11 protein-coding genes are annotated in these 19038 nt (G+C 56.9%); all 11 read left to right on the top strand.

The features are described from left to right. Positions 1–155: 155 nt before the first annotated feature. Positions 156–3158, top strand: a complete 3003-nt coding sequence (locus tag VAE57_RS11030; protein WP_322821932.1) for an aminotransferase class III-fold pyridoxal phosphate-dependent enzyme — start codon at positions 156–158, stop codon at positions 3156–3158. A gap of 124 nt (positions 3159–3282) precedes the next feature. Next, positions 3283–3753, top strand: a complete 471-nt coding sequence (locus tag VAE57_RS11035; protein WP_322821933.1) for a hypothetical protein — start codon at positions 3283–3285, stop codon at positions 3751–3753. A gap of 88 nt (positions 3754–3841) precedes the next feature. Continuing rightward, positions 3842–4558, top strand: coding sequence for a response regulator transcription factor (locus VAE57_RS11040; protein WP_322821934.1), 717 nt, complete (start codon positions 3842–3844; stop codon positions 4556–4558). Positions 4559–4566: 8 nt separating this feature from the next. Then, positions 4567–5967, top strand: coding sequence for a sensor histidine kinase (locus VAE57_RS11045; RefSeq protein ID WP_322821935.1), 1401 nt, complete (start codon positions 4567–4569; stop codon positions 5965–5967). A gap of 672 nt (positions 5968–6639) precedes the next feature. Then, positions 6640–10323 (top strand): DNA-directed RNA polymerase subunit beta, encoded by a 3684-nt coding sequence (locus VAE57_RS11050; protein ID WP_322821936.1) that lies wholly within the window; start codon positions 6640–6642, stop codon positions 10321–10323. A gap of 297 nt (positions 10324–10620) precedes the next feature. Further along, positions 10621–15132 carry a DNA-directed RNA polymerase subunit beta' gene (rpoC, locus tag VAE57_RS11055; protein WP_322821937.1) on the top strand — a complete coding sequence of 1504 codons (4512 nt, stop codon included), beginning with the start codon at positions 10621–10623 and terminating at the stop codon, positions 15130–15132. Between the two features lie 99 nt (positions 15133–15231). Continuing rightward, the gene (locus VAE57_RS11060; protein WP_322821938.1) at positions 15232–16152 is read left to right on the top strand and encodes a hypothetical protein; all 921 of its coding nucleotides are present in this window, start codon (positions 15232–15234) and stop codon (positions 16150–16152) included. Continuing rightward, positions 16112–17200, top strand: a complete 1089-nt coding sequence (locus tag VAE57_RS11065) for a glycosyltransferase family 39 protein (RefSeq protein ID WP_322821939.1) — start codon at positions 16112–16114, stop codon at positions 17198–17200. The genes VAE57_RS11060 and VAE57_RS11065 overlap by 41 nt, the downstream gene beginning before the upstream one ends. 87 nt (positions 17201–17287) lie before the next feature. Then, positions 17288–17566, top strand: a complete 279-nt coding sequence (locus tag VAE57_RS11070; RefSeq protein ID WP_012256760.1) for an Lrp/AsnC family transcriptional regulator — start codon at positions 17288–17290, stop codon at positions 17564–17566. Positions 17567–17724: 158 nt separating this feature from the next. Further along, positions 17725–18255, top strand: a complete 531-nt coding sequence (locus VAE57_RS11075) for a single-stranded DNA-binding protein (RefSeq protein ID WP_322821940.1) — start codon at positions 17725–17727, stop codon at positions 18253–18255. A 145-nt stretch (positions 18256–18400) separates the two neighbouring features. Next, the gene (locus VAE57_RS11080) at positions 18401–18667 is read left to right on the top strand and encodes a hypothetical protein (protein WP_322821941.1); all 267 of its coding nucleotides are present in this window, start codon (positions 18401–18403) and stop codon (positions 18665–18667) included. Positions 18668–19038 lie beyond the last annotated feature (371 nt).

Genomic DNA, 19038 nt, shown 5'->3' on the forward strand with positions numbered 1-19038 from the left:
CTGGTGTGTGAGGTCATGCGAGTCAGAGGCTCGCGCTCCCAGCTCCCAGGAAGGTGGGCAAGCATGGTACAGAGCACGCTCCTCCCCACTCCCCACCGTGCCGGGCAAAGTGCAATAGCTACCCTTACCTGTGCTACAATCTGGCTACGAATTGCATGGAGTATACCCGTATGTCGTGGTCAGATTTGCTTGCCCATCATTACCACATTCACGGCACACTCACGCCATTACCCGGCGAATACGACCTCAACCTGCTCGTCACGACGGACCACGCAACCCAATACGTGCTCAAGGTGATGCGACCGGATTGCGATCCGGCGCTGGTTGAACTGCAATGTGCGGCGCTTGAACGCCTTGCCACGGTAGCCCCCGAGCTGCCGGTGCCGCGTCTTGTACGTACCCATACCGGCGCGGCATATGTTGTCGCCAATGATCGGCTGATCTGGCTGATTACTGCTCTCCCTGGTGAGGTATATGCGACCTTTCGACCGCATACAGCCGCGTTGCGCACCGATCTGGGACGACGGGCAGCCCAACTCGATCAGGCACTGATGACGTTTACTCACCCGGCCATGTATCGTCCGCTCAAGTGGAATCTCCTGCAAGCGGAATGGGCACTTGATCAGATAGCCGTTATTGCCGATTCCGACCGATGCCAGCTTGCTGCGGCAGCACTGCACGACTACGTCAGCATGAAGTCCACGCTGTGCTCGTTGCCTCACACCGCCATCCACAACGATCTCAACGACTACAATCTGCTCGTGTCGGCTTCGCCCAAAGGTGTTGTCAGCATTAGCGGTATCCTCGACTTCGGTGATCTGTGTGCGGCGCCACGTATCTGCGAACTCGCTATTGCCGCCGCTTATGCCCTGCTCGATCAGCCTAACCCCCTGCGCTGTTTGAGTGATCTGGTGAAGGGCTATCACGCCGTCTGGCCATTGACTACCACCGAGCTTGATTTGCTCTGGCCACTGCTACGCGCACGACTGGCGGTAAGCGTTGTGAATTCGGCATTGATGCAACAACGGCGGCCGGACGATCCCTACATCACCATTTCCGAAGCACCGGCCTGGCGTCTACTCGCGGCTACAGCGACAACCGATCCAGAGCTGGTTGCGGCTCGGCTGCGTGTCGCCTGTGGGATGCCGTTCAGCTCTGCCGCAACCCGCGTGCAGTCGTGGCTGGCGGCGGCGCGTGGTCATTTTGCGCCTGTGCTCGGTTGCGATCTGACGAACGCTCCGGTGGTGAGTCTGGCTGTCGCCGAGCAGCCGCTGCCGCAAGACCCCTTTGCCCTCACCGCTGCTGAAGCGAGGCGACTGAGCGAACCAACACCTCCTACTGTTCACATTGGTCGCTATGCTGAGCCACGGCTGATCTATACCGAACCGGCGTTCTTCGCGGCGAACCATCCCCTGGCCGAACGGCGGACGGTACATCTCGGTGTTGATCTCTTCGCCCCGTCCGGGACACCCGTGTACGCGCCCTTGCCCGGGATGGTGGTAGCCGTTGAACGCTTCACCGCGCCACTCGATTTTGGTGGTATGGTCGTCCTCGAACACCAGACTCCAGATGGCGACCACTTCTACACGCTCTATGCGCATCTCGACCCGAAAAGCCTGGATCATCTGCACATCGGTGATGCAATGGCCGCTGGGCAACCCTTCGCCGCCCTGGGTGACGCTGCAACCAACGGTGGCTGGCAGCCGCATCTTCACCTGCAACTCATCCTCGATCTGTGGGCGCTGGAGGGGCGCTGGCCCGGTGTGGCATCACCTGACGAATGGGAATGGTGGCGGGCGGTATGCCCAAATCCGGCGCCACTCCTCAATCTCGCCGATGAACAAGTTGCGTATCAACCAATCGACACGACCGGTCTGCTCCAGGAGCGGCGACGTCATTTTGCCGGCAATCTGCGCCTTAGCTATGCGATGCCCTGCACACTCGTGCGCGGCTGGCGCCACTACCTGTTTGATGATTGGGGTAAAACCTACCTCGACGCCTACAACAATGTGCCCCACGTCGGCCATGCCCACCCCCGGATTCAAGCAGTCGCAGCGCATCAGCTTCGGATGATCAATACCAATACCCGCTACCTGCATCCGGCCCAGATTGCGTTTGCCCACGAGCTGCTGGCTAAATTACCCCCACCGCTGAGCGTCTGCTTCTTTGTCAATTCTGGTTCCGAAGCCAATGAACTGGCGCTCCGCCTTGCCCGTACCTTCACCGGGGCGCGTGATATGATTACAATTGATCACGGCTATCACGGCCACACCACCGGTGCTATCGACATCTCGGCTTACAAATTCAATCACCCCGCCGGCAGCGGCAAACCGGATTGGGTCGAAGTGGTAATGGCCCCCGACCCCTACCGTGGCCCTTACGGCACCGATGGCGAACGGTATGCGGCAGAGGTGGAGCAGGCTATCGAACGCATCGTCGCCCGCGGTCGGCGTCTGGCCGGCTTCATCGCCGAGACCTTCCCCAGTGTCGCCGGACAGATCATTCCACCACCCGGCTATCTGGCAGCCGTCTACCGCCGGGTCCGCGCTGCCGGCGGTGTCTGTATCGCCGACGAAGTGCAGACCGGCCTGGGGCGGCTGGGCACGCACTACTGGGCATTCACGACCCAGGACGTGATTCCCGACATCGTTGTCCTGGGCAAACCGCTCGGCAATGGTCACCCTATCGGCGCCGTTATCACAACTGCTGAGATTGCCCATGCGTTTGACAACGGGATAGAATTCTTCTCGACGTTTGGTGGCAGCACGCTCTCGTGTGCGGTGGGGCGCGAAGTACTGCGGATCATTGACGAAGAGGGCTTAATGGCCAATGCAGCCCACATCGGCAACGACCTGCTGGCCGGCTTGCGCGAACTTCAGCAGCGCTACCCAATCATTGGTGATGTGCGGGGGATGGGACTATTCATCGGCGTGGAACTGGTCAGTAACCGCACTACGTGCGCCCCGGCTACAACAGCGGCATCCTATATCAAAGAGCGCCTCCGCGCTGAACGCATTTTGATCGGTACCGAAGGCCCTTACGATAACGTGTTGAAAATTCGCCCGCCGCTCACCTTTGACCGGGCAGCACTTACCGTTCTGCTCGAACGACTTGATACCGTACTCGCCGAGAGCTTTCTTGCCCGGGCAGGTGAATAAGATGTCGGTATCCATCCGTAAAGTTTCCACTATCTCTTCACGATATCTTCACAATTGCCATCTATCCTGATAGTGGAACTGGAAACACTCGACAACCCAGTGACAATGGAAGGAGTACGGTATTATGGAACAACGACGTATCAACTGGCCAGCGTGGCTGGCGCTTGGCATTTCGCTCCTGGCACTGATCGTTGCCTTCGGCAGCGTGTCGATGAGCCGCATGACTGCATGGACGATGTGGACAATGCCGGGCTGGTCGAATCAACAGGTCATCCCACAAGGACCTCCTGCCATGCGCGGGCGGGGTGATCAGAGTCAGGTCATGCCTCCCCGCTGGCACAACCAGCGCGGCTGGATGCATCCCGGCATGGGCGTCCAGCGTGGGCCGGGGATGATGGGTGGTCGCGACTGGTTTGGCGGATTGATCAGGTTTGTTGATGGCTTGCTCAAACTGGCAGCCCTGGCCCTCCTGGTCTGGCTGGGCTTCCAGGTCTTCCGCCAACGCCGGAACCAACCGCCGGCAACGAACCCACCTGCCGGGCCTTCACCCCAACCACCGCTTACCCCGGCGGGGCATGATCCGCGCGTCGAATAGCGTTGGCACCGGATACAGAAGACGCGGGACAGTCAGCCTGACTGTCCCCATCACCTTCTTACCGCAATGGCAGGAGGAAGCAACGGCTATGTCTCGCACCATCCTTGTGGTAGATGATGAACCGGGCATTGTCAAAATTGCCCGCGACTACCTTGAACGGGCCGGTTTTCAGGTGATCAGTGCCGGCGATGGGCCGACAGCGTTACGGATGGCACGACAGGAACATCCAGCCCTTATGGTACTCGATCTGATGCTCCCCGGTATGGATGGACTTGACGTAACCCGTGTCCTCCGCCAGGACCCGCTCACCGCCCGCTTGCCAATCATCATGCTGACTGCCCGCGTCGAGGAGACCGACCGTCTGATCGGCCTGGAACTGGGTGCCGACGACTACATCACCAAGCCCTTCAGCCCACGCGAACTGGTGGCGCGCGTGCGTGCCGTTCTGCGGCGCAGTGAAGGTTCAACCTCGCCGGGGAAGCAGATTCAGATCGGCGGATTGGTTATCGACCTCGAATGCCGTAGTGTCCGCCGAGATGGTGAACCGATTGACCTGACCGCGACCGAATTCGATCTCCTTGCCGTTTTAGCCAGTGCGCCCGGTCGCCCCTTCACCCGTGCTCAATTGCTCGACCGTGTTTACAACACCGAATATACCGGCTTTGACCGTACTATCGACGCCCATATCAAAAATCTCCGCCGTAAGATTGAACCCGACCCGAATGGGCCGCCACGCCTGATCTTGACCGTCTACGGTGTTGGGTACAAGTTTGCCGAAACGTATCCATCATCTGATGCTCATTGAGGTGCGATATGCGTCCGCCTCGTCTCTTCAACCTGATGCTCACCGCCTTCGCCCTGGTCATCGTGCTCGGTGTTAGCGGGATGGCACTTGCGTTCTGGCTGGTCGTGGGTCATAATGACCCCGAACAGATGCGCTGGATGGAGGCTGAGGCAGCCGCACGTGCTCAGGTCGCTCAGCTTGCCGCCTACTATCAGCGCGTCGGTTCGTGGCGCGGGGTTGAACGTCAGTTAGGACCACTTCCCCAGGGTTTTGGGAGTATTGAGGGTGCAGTATCGCTGCTCGACGAGAACGGGCGTATCGTAGCCGGTCGCCGGCGTCCGATGATCTTGCGTGGTAACGAAGCTGTATTGCGTATACCGATTGTTGTCAATAATCAGCAAGTCGGCACTCTGGTAATCTCGGTGGTAGATACCGATGAAGCCTTTCCGGTTGGTAACCTGAATCGTCGTCCGCTCTTGCTGGGTATGCTCAGCGCCGGTGCCGGACTGATGGCGGTTCTCCTGGTGCTGGCAGGGATCTTCTCGCGTCAGATCAGTACACCCTTGCGCCAGATCAGCGCGGCAGCCCAAGCCATTGCTGAAGGGGATCATAGCAGCCGGGTACAAACCGCCAATGTGCGCGAACTGGCCGATCTCTCTGCCAGCTTCAACCGTATGGCCGAAGCGTTACAACAAGCCGATCAGCAACGTCGCCAGCTTACCGCCGATATTGCGCACGAATTGCGCACACCACTCTCGATCATCAAAGGTCGCCTCGAGGGGATTCAAGATGGTGTGTACGAAGCTGATGCCGAGCAGGTTGAGGCACTCCTGACTGAGGTGGCCCTGCTTGAACGCCTGATCAACGATCTCCATCTGCTAGCCCTGGCTGATGCCGGTCAACTGCCTCTCTACCGCGAAGTCGTATCGCCGCAGATGCTGGTCAACGAAGCGATCCGCTCATTCAACCCCGCCGCCGACGAGCGCAATGTGCGGCTGATCGCTACGATTGACGACAATCTCCCTGACATTGAAGTCGATCCACAGCGTATCGCCCAGGTGCTGGGCAATCTCATCGGAAATGCGCTCCGCCACACCCCGGCGGACGGAGAAGTGATCGTAAGCGCCCAGCGTGATGAGAGCGGCATTCGTTTCGAGGTGCGTGATACCGGTACCGGTATTGATCCTGCCGACCTACCGTACATCTTCGACCGCTTCTACAAGGCAGATCGGGCCCGCAGTCGGAGCAGCGGCGGTGCCGGTCTGGGGCTGGCAATTGCTCGCCGTCTGGTCGAAGCGCACGGCGGCCAGATTTGGGCAACCAGTGCAGTACAGCAGGGCACAACGGTGAGTTTCCGGTTACCGGTATCACCAACTGTACCTGAACCGGCGAACCAACTATCTACAGAAGCACTGCTCAACAACATTTGACATACCTGCTCAACCGAAACAAAAGACCTGACCTGAATCGGCAGCATTCTTTGGCACTTTTGACTGACTGCTCGCGCCTATCGCAACGTCACCCACACATCTTCAAATGCCACAAATCAGCAAGCTGCCAATCAAACTATGCAGTGCGTGGTGCTGCTGTTGTCGAAACCAACATCCTTGCTATACCTTCAACAAGGTCTGCGTCCCAGTGCTTCAAACAGCGATGCCCTTCAGATATTCACCTCATCCTCGACAGCATACAAGCGGTGAATGCTGATATGACAATCTCGTTCTATACGAAAACAATCTTCTCCTCTCCACGGGTAATCGCCTCGGCGGCAAGTGAACCGGTTACCTCCCTCGTCCCATTGAATCGTGCTATACTACTAGCAACAGCAAGAAACATGGGCCAGCAAAAGACGCTTGCTATTTTCGTAAAGTCGTGGTATCATTGTCTTTCACGATCTGTATATGCGCCGTATTGATACAGCGTAATGGTGGGTAGTCCCCGTGTGGGGCACAACAAGATGTAAACAAACAACGTGCCGTGTCAGTCCGCCTGCGGCCCGCTGATGGGTAGCGCTGCAGGTTGGCTATTTATGTTTTTTCGATCATTGATCGCCACGCAAGGTCGTGTGCTGAACCGTAAGCGTGATACAGAGAGAGGTGCGTATGCCCCCGTTGATTGAGAGCGTGGTTCTTCAGCCATTGATCGCCCCGATCGACCCGGGCGCCGATGGGCGTCGGTCGCGCCGGATTGAACGCCGCTCCTTCGCCCGGATCAAGGATGCTATCGATCTGCCGTTACTGATTGAAACTCAGCTCAAGAGTTTTGAGTGGTTCAAGCGAGAGGGGCTGCGCGAACTCTTTGATGAGATTTCGCCTATCACCGACTTTACCGGTAAAAATCTTGAACTCCACTTCCGCGATTATACCTTTGGTGAGCCACGCTACGATGAGTTCGAGTGTCGTGAACGTGATTTGACCTACGCCGCTCCGCTGCGTGTGCGGGTTGAATTGCGTATTCTGACCACCGGCGAAATTAAGGAGTCGGAGATCTTTCTTGGCGATTTCCCAATCATGACCGATAACGGCACCTTTGTCTACAATGGTGCTGAACGGGTTGTGGTATCCCAGTTGATCCGCTCTCCCGGTGTCTATTTCAAAGATGAGAAGGAACCAACAAGTGGTCGCTCGCTGCACACTGCCAAGCTGATCCCCAATCGTGGTGCATGGCTCGAATTTGAGACCAACAAGCGCGATGTGATCAGCGTTAAAGTGGATCGCAAGCGTAAGATTCCTGTGACCATCCTGCTGCGCGCAATTACCGCCTGGATTGCCGAGGAGAATGGGAGTGGACGCTGGGTGCCGGATAATGAACTCGATAAGTACGGCCACAATGACCAGATTATCGAGTTGTTCCGTCACGTCGATACAGTGCCAGAGCACCCATACATCCATGCCACGCTCGATAAAGACCCTTCGCGCAATGCCAAGGAAGCTTTGCTCGAATTGTACAAGCGGCTCCGTCCCGGTGATCCGCCTACGCTTGAGAATGCCCGCTCGCTGATCGAGTCGCTGCTCTTCAGCCCCCGTCGCTACGACCTGGCAAAGGTTGGGCGCTATAAGTTGAATAAGAATCTCTGGGAGCGGGATGTCCGTCGCGATGGTGCCAAAGCTCCCGATTTGAGTGTGCGGGTGTTGTTGCCACGTGACATCTTCCGCATTGTTGAGCAGCTTATTCTGCTTAACAATGGTCATGGGCGCCCCGATGATATTGACCATCTCGGCAACCGGCGCGTGCGCACGGTTGGTGAACTGATCCAACAGCAGTTCCGGGTCGGTTTGCTGCGCCTTGAGCGGGTTGTCAAGGAACGCATGTCGCTGCAAGACCCGGCAAGCGCAACGCCAAATGGTTTGATCAATATCCGTCCAGTTGTTGCGGCAATGCGCGAATTCTTCGGTGGCTCGCAGTTGAGCCAGTTTATGGATCAAACCAATCCGCTTGCCGAGTTGACCAACAAGCGCCGTTTGTCGGCGCTCGGCCCCGGCGGCCTCTCGCGTGATCGGGCCGGTTTTGAAGTGCGTGACGTGCACCACTCGCACTATGGCCGTATCTGCCCGGTTGAGACGCCGGAAGGTCCGAACATCGGTCTGATCGGAACGATGTCTACCTTCGCCCGCGTCAACGAGATGGGCTTTCTCGAAACACCGTACCGCAAGGTGTACAACAGTGTAGATAATGTCCAGGTCTGGAAGGAAAAGGGCATTCTGCTGCGCGATGTGCGTGATCTGCGTACAGGTGACCTGATCGCTGCCAAGGGCACACGGGTGAACGATGAGATCGCTCGCCAGATTACGATCTGTCTGCTGCGCGGTCAGATCCTGCGCGAAGATATTGTCAATCCTGATACGGATGAGCTGATTGCCGAGGCCGGTACCGAGATCAACCGTGCGCTGGCTGAACGGATTGTTGAGCTGCCGATCAAGCATATCAAGATCCGCCCGGTTGTTTCGCAAGAGGTTGATTACCTGAGTGCCGATGAAGAAGACCGTTTCGTCATCGTGCAGGCGAACGCGCCCCTCGACCAGCACAACCGTTTCCTCGATACGATTGTCTCGTGCCGCTTTGGTGAAGACTTCGTGAGTGAGCGGGTTGAGCGGGTCGATTATATGGACGTATCGCCAAAACAGGTGGTGAGTGTCTCGACGTCGTTGATCCCCTTCCTCGAGCACGATGATGCCAATCGCGCCCTGATGGGTTCAAACATGCAGCGGCAAGCTGTGCCTTTGCTTCGTCCTGATGCCCCAATCGTCGGTACCGGGATGGAGTATCGTGCGGCTCGCGATAGTGGTCAGGTCATTGTGGCCCGGCGCGACGGTATTGTTGTGAGCACAACCAGCGAACGGATTGTGATTGAGGAAGACGACGGCAAGCAAACAGAGTATCGTCTGCGCAAATTCATGCGCAGTAACCAGGATACCTGTATCAATCAGCGGCCAGCGGTTGTTCGTGGTCAGCGGGTGAAAGCCGGTGATGTGATTGCCGATAGCTCAAGCACCGATCAGGGTGAATTGGCGCTTGGTCAGAACGTTCTGGTTGCCTACATGCCCTGGGAAGGCGGTAACTTCGAGGACGCGATCCTGGTCAGCGAGCGGCTGGTTCGCGAAGACATCTTCACCTCGATCCATATCGAGAAGTATGAGGTTGAAGCTCGTGATACCAAGCTCGGCCCCGAAGAGATTACCCGCGATATTCCCAACGTCGGTCAGGAGAGTCTGCGTAATCTCGATGAACGCGGCATTATCTACATCGGCGCCGAAGTTCAACCCAATGATATTCTGGTCGGTAAAATCACCCCGAAGGGCGAAACCGATCTGACTGCTGAAGAGCGTCTGCTGCGCGCTATCTTTGGTGAGAAGGCTCGTGAAGTAAAAGATAGCTCGCTGCGGGTGCCAAATGGGGTGCGCGGCAAGGTGATTGACGTTAAGGTCTTCTCGCGGAGTGAAGGCGCCGAGTTGCCGGTTGGCGTTAATCAGACCGTGCGCGTGCTCCTGTGCCAGAAGCGGAAGATTAGCGCTGGTGACAAGATGGCCGGTCGCCACGGTAATAAGGGTGTTGTGTCACGGGTATTGCCCATCGAGGATATGCCCTTCCTTCCCGACGGACGTCCGGTAGACATTATTCTCAACCCGATCGGTGTGCCGTCACGTATGAATATCGGTCAGATCCTCGAAACTCACCTGGGTTGGGCCGCTGCTCGCCTTGGGTTCCGTGTGGCAACGCCCGTTTTCGATGGAGCGCACGAGGATCAGATCAAAGATCTGCTCGTGCAGGTTGGGTTGCCCGCCGATGGTAAGGTGACGCTCTACGACGGTCGGACTGGCGAGAAGTTCGATAACCCGGTCACGGTGGGCTATGCCTATATGTTGAAGCTTGCTCACCTGGTTGAAGACAAGATTCACGCCCGTTCAACCGGCCCCTACAGCCTGGTTACCCAGCAGCCGCTGGGTGGGAAGGCCCAATTCGGTGGTCAGCGCTTCGGCGAAATGGAGGTCTGGGCACTCGAAGCATACGGTGCAGCCTACACATTGCAAGAGATGTTGACGGTGAAATCTGACGATGTTGTCGGTCGGGTCAAGACCTATGAAGCCATTGTGAAGGGTGAACCAATCCAGGAGGCCGGTGTTCCAGAGAGCTTCAAGGTGCTGATTAAGGAATTGCAGAGCCTTGGCCTGAGCGTCGAAGTGTTGAGCGCCGATGAGAAGCCGGTTGAGTTGAGCGATGATCTCGACAGCGACATCGGTGCCCTCGAAGGAATTAACCTGAGTGGTATGGAACGCGGCGAGTTCTAGTATCGCTCGCTTTGACCCGTTGGCACAGGCTTCCCTTTCGTTCTCATTAAGCGAACGAGGAATCTGGTACACGAAGGGCTGGCATCCAGGCTGCATGACAATTCGATCTGACTGTTGATGCATACCTGGTGCCTGGCCCTTCACCGAACAGATGTCTGTTTGGTGAACAGCTTTTCTCACCGAACGACAGGCGCATAGACGACGGCAGCTAACTCAGTTGTGCGCTCATGTGATTGATTAAACCACATGAAGCGTCTGGAGACTGGCGGAATTCTCCCGCTACAGGAGTAAGCCCACATGCTGGAAATTAACGACTTCAACGCCATTCGGATTAGCCTCGCCTCACCCGAAGACATCCGATCGTGGTCGCACGGCGAAGTCACGAAGCCTGAAACTATTAACTACCGCACACTCAAACCTGAACGTGATGGTCTGTTCTGCGAACGCATTTTCGGCCCGACCAAGGACTGGGAATGCTTCTGTGGTAAGTACAAACGTGTGCGCTATAAAGGTGTGGTCTGCGACAAATGTGGTGTCGAAGTCACTCGCTCGAAGGTGCGCCGTGAGCGCATGGGCCACATCAACCTGGCCTCACCGGTCAGCCATATCTGGTTCGTCAAAGGAACGCCGTCGCGGCTCGGCCTTTTACTCGACATCTCGCCGCGCAATCTTGAGCGCGTTCTCTATTTCGCTTCGTACATCATTGTCGAAGTGAAAGAAGATATGCTCCAGGTTGCCCGTGAGATGATCCAGGAAGAGTATGCCGCTCGTCGCCAGAAGATACAGAAGCAGGCTGAGGAGAAGCGCATTGAGCTAAGCACTCAGTTGACGCAAGACCTCGGCGGGATGGAGACGGCCCAACGGAGCACGCAGCGCCAGATTGAAGAAGAGTACCGCCGTCTGCGTGATGAGATCGCCAGTGAGGCCGAACAACTGCGCGAGCGGTTAGAGGAACTCAGTGGTACGCTGGCCGATGAGGATATTCTCTTCCGTGGCGTCACCGTCGTTGAAGAGGGTAAACCGATCAACGAAAACACCCTTGACCAGCTTGACGAGCTGGTTGAACAGGAGCTTGAGGTGCTCGAAGAGCGGCGTCGGCGTGATCTGGCCGATGCTGAGCTGCTCACCGATGCCGAGCGTGAGCGCAAAGCCTACGAGGCGACCCAGGAGCAAGAGCGACTGCAAGAGCGACTCCAGCGCGAACTCGATCATCTCATGCGCGAGGAGAAGGAGAAGCTTGAACAACTTGATACGCTGAAAGTCGGACGGATTATCACCGAAACGGAGTATCGCCAGTTGCGCGACATCGCTCCCGGTGTCTTCCGCGCCGATATGGGTGCCGGTGCCGTGCGGGAATTGATCGAGAAGACGGTCAATCTCGACAAACTGGCCGAAGAGTTGCAGGCCGAGATTCAGTCCTCGCAGGGACAGCGGCGGAAGAAGGCTACCAAGCGTCTGCGCGTGGTGGAGGCGTTCCGCAAGAGTGGTAATCGTCCCGAATGGATGATCCTTACCGTGCTGCCGGTGATTCCGCCCGATCTGCGCCCGATGGTACAGCTCGACGGTGGCCGCTTTGCGACCAGCGACCTGAATGATCTCTACCGCCGGGTGATCAACCGGAACAACCGCTTGAAGCGCCTGATTGAACTCAACGCGCCGGAGATCATCGTGCGCAACGAGAAGCGTATGTTGCAAGAGGCGGTTGATGCGCTGATTGATAATGGTCGTCGCGGTCGAGCTGTGAGCGGTAAAGGCAAGCACCGCCTGAAGAGCCTGAGCGATATGCTCAAGGGTAAGCAGGGGCGCTTCCGCCAGAACCTGCTCGGTAAGCGTGTGGACTATTCGGGCCGCTCGGTGATTGTGGTCGGGCCGAATCTGCAACTGCACCAGTGCGGTCTGCCCAAGAAGATGGCGCTTGAGCTGTTTAAGCCCTTTGTAATGCGCCGCCTCGTCGAGCGTGGTGTGGCCCATAACATCAAGAACGCCAAGCGTGCTGTCGAGCGTGTACGCCCCGAAGTGTGGGACGCCCTCGAAGAGGTGATCAAAGACTATCTGGTGCTGCTCAATCGGGCACCGTCGCTGCACCGGCTCTCAATTCAAGCGTTTGAGGCCAAACTGATCGAAGGATCGGCCATTCAGCTCCATCCGCTCGTCTGTGCCGCCTTCAACGCTGACTTCGACGGTGACCAGATGGCGGTACACGTACCGCTGTCGCGCAAAGCTCAGGAAGAAGCGCGCACGCGGATGCTGAGCAAGTATAACCTGCTTAGCCCGGCCCACGGTGAACCGATCATCACCCCCTCGCAAGACATCGTGTTAGGGTGCTACTACCTGACAATGGTGCGTGACGGTGCAAAGGGATCGGGGAAGCGCTTCTCCTCAATTGACGAAGCGATGCTGGCTTACGAGAAGCATCTACTCGATATCCAGGCTCCGATCTGGATTCGGATGAACGGAACGCTGTCGGGCAAGAGTGATCGCCCGGTGCGCGAGCTCCCCCCGGCTGCTGACGGTACGCCGCGCATGCTGATCGAGACGACGATTGGGCGTATTCTGCTCAATAATGAATTGCAGCCGCCATTGCGTTTCCGCAACCGCCTGATCGACAAGAAAGGGCTGAAAGAGATCATCGCCGATTGCTATCAGTACTACACCAATCTGCGTAATCTGAGCGAAGATCAACTTAATGAAGTGCGGGCTTCCCACGGCAACAAGCACGTGCAGGAACTGGCCCGTATCTACGGCTCGGAGATGACCGCCCAACAGGCCGACCGTATCAAGGCGCTCGGTTTCCGCTATGCTACGTTAGGCGGTATGACGATTGGTATCGAAGATATTGAAGTACCGGCCAAAAAATACGATATCGTTCGTGAAGCCGAGCAGTTGGTGGCCGATGTTGAAAAACAGTTCCGTCGCGGTCTGATCACCGAAGAGGAACGGTATCAAGAGGTTGTGCGTATCTGGCAAGGGGCTACCAAGCAGACCATTCAGGCGGTCAAGGAAAACCTCAACCCCTTCGGCCCGGTGGCGATGATGTCTACCTCAGGTGCGCGTGGTAACATCAACCAGATCTCGCAGATGGCTGGTATGCGTGGCCTGATGTCAGACCCGACCGGTCGGATTATCGAGCTGCCGATTAAAGCCAACTTCCGCGAAGGTCTCTCGGTGCTCGACTACTTCGTCTCGACCCACGGTGGCCGCAAAGGTCTGGCCGATACCGCACTCCGCACCGCTGACGCTGGCTACCTGACCCGCCGATTGGTTGATGTAGCTCAGGATGTCATCATCACCATCGAGGACTGTGGTACCGAAGAGGGTTTGTGGCTCCATGGTGCCGATGACGATGAGCTGATGGAGAAGCTCCAGGTGCGTATGTTGGGTCGCATCCTGGCTGCACCGATCTATCACAAAGAGACCGGTGAACTGATCGCCGACCGCAACACTGAGATCGACGAAGAGCTGGCTGCTGCTATTCTGGCCAGCGGTCAGGAGTCGGTCTTCGTTCGCTCACCGCTCAGTTGTCAGGCCGAACACGGTCTCTGCCGGCTGTGCTACGGGCGCAACCTGGCAACCGGCAAGCTGGTTGAGATCGGTGAAGCAGTTGGGATTATTGCTGCCCAGTCGATTGGTGAGCCGGGGACTCAGCTTACGCTGCGCACCTTCCACACCGGTGGTGTTGCGTCAGCCGACGACATCACGCAGGGTCTGCCGCGTGTGCAGGAGATTTTCGAGGCGCGGGTACCGAAAGGTAAAGCGCTTCTGGCCGAAATTGACGGTGTCGTCCAGATTGTACGTGACGAAGAGGGTGTGCGGACGATTCGCATCATCTCAACCGATGTTTACACTGATGAGTACCCGCTTGGTCGCGGCTTCAGTCCAACCATCAACCACGAAAGCGACGTGTATGAAGGGCAAGTTATCGCCGAAGGGCCGGGTGGTGCTCAGATCGTAACCCGCCTGACCGGCAAAGCCTTTATTCAAGGCGACCGGATCATCGTCAGTCAGGAAGATCACCAGGAGCGCGAACTGGTGGTGCCGCACAATGCCCGCATCCGGGTAGAAAACGGTGAGCGGGTGATGGCCGGTCAGCAACTAACCGACGGTAGCGCGAACCCGCAAGAGCTGCTCGAACTACAGGGCCGCGAGGCGGTGCAGCGCTATCTAGTCAATGAAGCGCAAAAGGTCTACCGCTCACAAGGCGTTAACATCAACGACAAACACATCGAGGTCATTGTACGGCAGATGTTGCGCCGGGTGCGGATTGAAGACCCAGGCGATACCGGTCTCTTACCGGGTGAGCTGATCGATAGCGCCGAGTTCCGCCGTCTCAACAACGACATTGTTAGCCAGGGTGGTGATCCGGCAACTGCGGCGACGATGCTGCTCGGTATCACCAAAGCATCGCTCAACACCGACAGCTTCCTGGCTGCTGCCTCCTTCCAGGAGACAACGCGAGTGCTGACCGATGCCGCTATTCAGGGTAAGGTTGACTACCTGCGTGGCCTGAAGGAGAATGTCGTCATCGGGAAACTCATTCCGGCCGGTACCGGAATCGAGAAGCGAATTGAACGTCCGCATGAGGATTTGATCGGCGAGATGGCTCGCATGCTCGAAGAATCGCAGCAGTCGGAAGAAGCCTCTGCCGAGACCCGGCGAGCGACACCACTGCCGACGCCAAATGGAAATAAAGCTCCAGAAAGCGACAACGATGCACTCTTACGGGCACGACTGGAAGAGTTGCTGAGTGGTGATGGTGACAATGAGCCGGGCGATGCTGAGGAAGAAGACAACAACTTACCGGCATTCTAGCTCTGTTTGACGAGTAATGGTAGAGCCGCGAAGTGCAGTTCTGGTATGCGCTTCGCGGCTTTGTTCATGAGAGCGACTTGAAAAACATCTGACGCTCATATGAAAGCACTATGCGACAATATCCAACAGTGGCTCGCTCAGGAATGGCGGGCACTGCGTGCGCCAATCCTCTGGATAGGAATAGGCGTGATCATTATCGTTGCCACCATCTCTGCCCAGTTGCCTCATCAACACGTGATTGATGTTGGGCTGGAAGAAGGTGTTGGCAACGCTGATCTGCCATTCTTACGCGATTTCAACACCCCCGAAGAGAGTGCTCTTGGCAACTTTCGATGGACCGGTGGAAACTCAAAAATCTTCGTCCCGCTGCCCGGTAACCGGCCAGCCCTGATCGAACTACGCTGGCTACCATTGAGCGAGTCGATTAGCGCACAGGCGCCAACCAGGATTGAGGTCTGGAGCGATCAACAACTCATTGCTGAAGTACCGGTCAGCGCGGTTGGTAGCCGGCAATGGTTATACATACCGGCAACCGGTGATGATCACCTGTACTTGCGGCTGGTGAGTGATGTGTTTCAGCCGGTGCAAGATCTGCGTCAACTCGGTCTACCTCTCGAACGAATCGTGATTGCAGTAGTTCCTGGCGGCTGGGTCTGGCCAGTGTTACCACCACTCTTATGGTGGCTGGGAGCGACGATGTTGGGCTGGCTTATCCTGCACCGCACCCTGTCACGATGGGCCGGGTATGGATTAGCGATAGGAGTCAGTGCAGTCAGCCTTGCGCTTATCCTCGATCCGGCACGGTGGGCGTTCGGTGCAGAAGCGACCTTCATCGCATTGACCTTCGCCTACCCGCTAACGCTAGCGGTACAGGCTGGACTGCGTGCGCTTGCCGTCGACGCGGCCGGGTCGTCACTCAGCGCTATTGTAGCAATTGCCTTTGCCACCCGGATCGTGTGGACGCTTCTACCCAGCCAGCATGCCTGGCGATATTGGTTTCCATACCAATCGCTTTCATGAAACGCTAGGCGGTTTTATCACGATTATCTCGAAGAATCGGGGAATTGATTTTCCATATCCACCGGGACCGTACCTCTTACTGGCGCCAGCTCGCGTATTGGGGCTTGAAACTCCGCTCCTCTTACAAATTGGGGCAGCTTTGGCTGACAGTCTGAGTGCGATTCTGATTTACCTGATTGCCCGTCGTGTTCTCCCTTCTCGACCAGCGGTGCTGGCAGCCGCAATCTATGTATTTACCGCCGCAACGTACCTCACCACCTGGTGGTCTTTTGACACCCATATTATCACCCAAAGCCTCTACCTGCTCCTGATCTGGGGGATTATTCGAGCGTGGGAAGAGTGGCAGTCTGGTCAATGCTACCGTGAATGGACATTGGGTCTGGTAGCATTGAGTGCGATGGTCTTCCTCGGTCATTTTGGATTTTTGATTAGTAGCGGTGCCTTACTGGGAATGCTCCTGAGTGTCGTCTGGTTGGCTGGCTGGTTGGGTGTTCCGTGGGCACGACGTGTTTGCCGTCCACTAACAATGTCTATCGCTGGCGGAGCGATCTTTGCGATTGTCTTCTTTTACAGCGCCTACTTGCCGATGTTTCTTGATCAACTGGAAATAGCACGCAGCGGTGGCTTACCTGCAATTGCCGGACAAGATCCGGTCAGCCGAGAAGTTCTCTGGAACACCCTCTGGCAGGCCGGTCTGATTGCCCACTATGGATTCTTCCCGATCCCGTTTGCAATAGGCGGTTTCTGGCTCTTGTATCGACGGCAGGGCTGGCAAATCACGACAGGACTGATGGGGCTGAGTTTCGTTGTTGCCCTCATCTTCGCTACTCTACCCTTCATCACCCAAATCTCCCACAGTCCTCGCTACCTGATGGCTCTCGGTTGGGTGGTAGCAACCGGCTGTGCTGCCGCTTGCGATGCTCTCTGGCGTCGAGGGGGGGCAGGACGGCTCAGCGTTCTCACTGCCGGCTTGCTGGTGATGCTCAACACACTCTGGTACTGGTTAACACCCATGCTTTGGCGTGCCCGACCACCTGAACCCTTTTAGGTCAGCATCGATGACAGCAGCATGGACAGATAGAATCTGGTATCATTACCTTATCTGACCTCGGATCCGTCATTCAGGAGTGCGCTCATGGTCACTGCCTTCGTATTCATCACCTGTGAACCACAACGAATTAGCGATATTGCCCAGGAAGTCGCCGAACTTCCCAACGTCGCCGAAGTCTACTCCGTTACCGGTGACTACGACATCATCGCGGTGCTGCGGGTCAACGCTTATGAATCGCTTGATGAAGCTGTCCCTGGCGGTATCGCCCGTATTCCTGGTGTGCGCCACACCACAACCGTGCTCGCGTTCCGCCGCTACTCGCGGCGCGACCTTGAAGCTGGCTTCGATATTGGCCTGTCGTAACAACATCACAAATCTGCCACATGATTGTAATGCTATGCTCTTGACGATGAGACAGAGCATATGCTATAATTCGCACAATAGTTCGAGATCGTGCGGGAAAGCTCTCGCTCGGTTCGGTACAGTCGGGACGATAACACACGAGTAACGAGGAGGGTGTCATGGCAAAGGATTTGAACAAGGTTCAATTGACAGGCCATCTCGGCGCTGATCCTGAGATGCGTTACACTGCACAGGGAAGCGCAGTAACCACATTCCGGGTGGCGAGCAACCGCACGTGGCGCGATAAAGACGGTAATACTCACGAAGAGACCGAGTGGTTCCGCGTCGTCGCATGGGACAAGCTCGGTGAAATCTGCAATCAATACCTCACCAAAGGTACCCGCGTTTATGTTGAAGGTCGCCTTCAGACGCGCAAGTGGACGGATCGCGACGGGCAGGATCGCTATACGACTGAGGTGATCGCCCAGGATATGATTATTCTCTCCCCTAAAGGCGAGCGCGGGCCAATACCTGATGCTGAACCGGCATACGACGAGCCGATGGACGAGCCGGTGCGGCGAACACCGCCCCCGGTACCACCCACACCTTCACGTCCGGCAACCAATGCCCCTTCTACCCGACCACCGGTTAGCCGTGCCCCTGCGCGCAATCAGCCGCAACCTATCGAAGACGGAGATATTCCCTTCTAATACCGGTTTCTGGCTTATACGCGGGTGAGAGTATCCTCACCCGCGTTGTCGCATGATTTGCAGACAGCATGTTACCGGTGACCCTAGAGCTTATTTCATAAAAAGCTGTGCTATCGCGCTCCCAGACTGTCGTCCAGACGTATACATGCCTGCTAATCGCCACCGACAGCCTACCCTGCTCCTGGCTCGTTGGCAGTGCACAGCTCTGGTCGTGCTGGCAGCGGGTGGAGTGCTTGCCTTAACCGCCTGGAATACCCGTGTCGCAGAGTTTGGCATGCGGCAGCAGGCTGCCGCACCAGCCGTGATTACCAGCCGTGATTACGATCCGGTGCGTGGCTCACCGTTGACCCTGCTGGTCACGGGGATGCTGTGTGTGCTCGTCACGATCATAGAAGCGGTCAGGCATGCCTGAGATAACTGCTAGCAGATTTTTTGAAATAGGTTCTAAAGTAGCGGCGTGTCATACCGAGTTTTAACCGATAATGTTCACTGTTGCCGAGGCCACCAATTGTTGTGGATACCACAGGGATGGCCAGATGTCTCCCCCGTGGGCTTCAAGGGCAGGCACGTGTGAGTGTATACGGGAGATAGGGCATGGAGATAAGCTGAACATCCTCACCCCCGTTCCCTCTATGCATTGCCCCATGTCGCAGGTAGTCGGTATGAAGCATCGGTTGTGTCACGGGCCAACAGGGATGGCTTGAGCTTGCCCGGTAGGGGCGCATGGCCGCGTGTCCCTACGTCATGCCGGTGCAGGATGATGCAGCCATCCATACGACGACG

This window comes from Chloroflexus sp. (assembly GCF_034434295.1).
GTDB lineage: Bacteria > Chloroflexota > Chloroflexia > Chloroflexales > Chloroflexaceae > Chloroflexus.

Bases quoted from the DNA above. Each gene is read 5' to 3' on its own strand.
- VAE57_RS11045 (WP_322821935.1), top strand. From the start codon at position 4,567: ATGCGTCCGCCTCGTCTCTTCAACCTGATGCTCACCGCCTTCGCCCTG.
- VAE57_RS11080 (WP_322821941.1), top strand. From the start codon at position 18,401: ATGCCTGCTAATCGCCACCGACAGCCTACCCTGCTCCTGGCTCGTTGG.
- VAE57_RS11070 (WP_012256760.1), top strand. From the start codon at position 17,288: ATGGTCACTGCCTTCGTATTCATCACCTGTGAACCACAACGAATTAGC.
- VAE57_RS11050 (WP_322821936.1), top strand. From the start codon at position 6,640: ATGCCCCCGTTGATTGAGAGCGTGGTTCTTCAGCCATTGATCGCCCCG.
- VAE57_RS11075 (WP_322821940.1), top strand. From the start codon at position 17,725: ATGGCAAAGGATTTGAACAAGGTTCAATTGACAGGCCATCTCGGCGCT.
- VAE57_RS11065 (WP_322821939.1), top strand. From the start codon at position 16,112: ATGCCTGGCGATATTGGTTTCCATACCAATCGCTTTCATGAAACGCTA.
- VAE57_RS11040 (WP_322821934.1), top strand. From the start codon at position 3,842: ATGTCTCGCACCATCCTTGTGGTAGATGATGAACCGGGCATTGTCAAA.
- VAE57_RS11060 (WP_322821938.1), top strand. From the start codon at position 15,232: ATGAAAGCACTATGCGACAATATCCAACAGTGGCTCGCTCAGGAATGG.
- VAE57_RS11030 (WP_322821932.1), top strand. From the start codon at position 156: ATGGAGTATACCCGTATGTCGTGGTCAGATTTGCTTGCCCATCATTAC.
- VAE57_RS11035 (WP_322821933.1), top strand. From the start codon at position 3,283: ATGGAACAACGACGTATCAACTGGCCAGCGTGGCTGGCGCTTGGCATT.
- rpoC (WP_322821937.1), top strand. From the start codon at position 10,621: ATGCTGGAAATTAACGACTTCAACGCCATTCGGATTAGCCTCGCCTCA.